This window comes from Mesorhizobium sp., from assembly GCF_005063415.1.
Lineage (GTDB): Bacteria > Pseudomonadota > Alphaproteobacteria > Rhizobiales > Rhizobiaceae > Mesorhizobium.
This window is the reverse complement of record NZ_SUEG01000154.1, coordinates 1-1,244: the sequence shown is the minus strand read 5'-3', so window position 1 is coordinate 1,244 and position 1,244 is coordinate 1. Positions and strand designations below refer to the sequence as shown.

Below are 1,244 nucleotides of genomic sequence, written 5' to 3'. Positions count from 1 at the left end.
GCCGCGCTTCAACTGTATGGACAGCACGGCACACCTGAATCTGTTCGCTGAGAAAGATCCTGGCTTGCTTGGCCGCGGGATGAGAGCCCGGGCGGTGACATTGGCGGCTTTCGCCGAGGATGACGGCTAGGCACGCCTCGATTGCTGCGAGCCGCGACTTGCATGCCGAGTTCGGCCAATCGGCCACGTCCGTGGCCGACACACCCAACGTTAGGGTCGCTCGAATGCCGCTCACCCCGACGTACTGTTCACTCGGCCGCCTCGCGTTGCACCGGCGGGGGCACAATCCCGGTTGCTGGCAGGCTCGTCTGAATGCGCGCGAACGTTGCCAATGCCTGACCGACGACCTGATCCATATTGTAATACCGATATGTCGCCAGGCGTCCAACGAACCAGACCTCCGGGCACGCCGCGGCCAAGGCTTCATAGCGCTTGTACAACGCCTCGTTTTCGGCCCGCGGCACCGGGTAATAAGGATCTCCGATGTCCGTGGGGTATTCGTAGGTGAGGCTGGTCTTCGGGCTCTGTTGACCGGTCAGATGCTTGTACTCGGTGATCCGTGTGTATTTTTCCGTCTGCGGATAGTTGACGACAGCGACCGGCTGAAACTGCTCGCAATCAAGCGTCATGTGCTCGAAGCGCAACGAGCGGTAGGGCAAGTGACCAAGCTTCCAGTCGAAATATTCGTCGATCGGTCCGGTGTAGATCATCCGCTGAAAGGGAATCTTGTCGCGAATTTCGCGGTAATCAGTCTGCAGCAAGATCTTGATCTTAGGGTTATCCAGCATGCGCTGGAACATGCGCGTATACCCGCCTGCCGGCATGTTCTGGAAGCTGTCCCCAAAATAGCGATCGTCACGATCGGTCCGGGTCGGGACTCGCGCCGTCACCGACTTGCTCAACTGGGAAGGGTCGACGCCCCATTGCTTCCTCGTGTAGCCGCGGAAGAATTTCTCGTAGAGCTCTCTCCCGACAGTGCTCACCACGACGTCTTCGGCGGTGCGAACTTCTTCCACCGTTTCGCGCCGCGAAGCGAAAAAATCCTGCAGCTGCTCGGATGTCAACTCAAGGCCGTAGAGGCGATTTATGGTGTCGAGATTGATCGGTATTGGCAGCAGCTTTCCGTCGACGAGCGACAGCACCCGATGTTCGTAAGGTCGCCATTCCGTGAATTGCGACAGGTAGTCGACAATCGATTGGGCGTTGGTGTGGAAGATGTGAGGCCCGTAACGGTGAATCAGGAT

1 protein-coding gene is annotated in these 1,244 nt (G+C 58.4%); it reads right to left on the bottom strand.

All coding sequences use genetic code 11. The features are described 5' to 3' along the window. Window positions 1–248: 248 nt before the first annotated feature. Window positions 249–1,244, bottom strand: a 996-nt coding sequence (gene glf, locus E5W70_RS26880; protein WP_292664172.1) for a UDP-galactopyranose mutase, incomplete at its 5' end; no start/stop codon positions are given.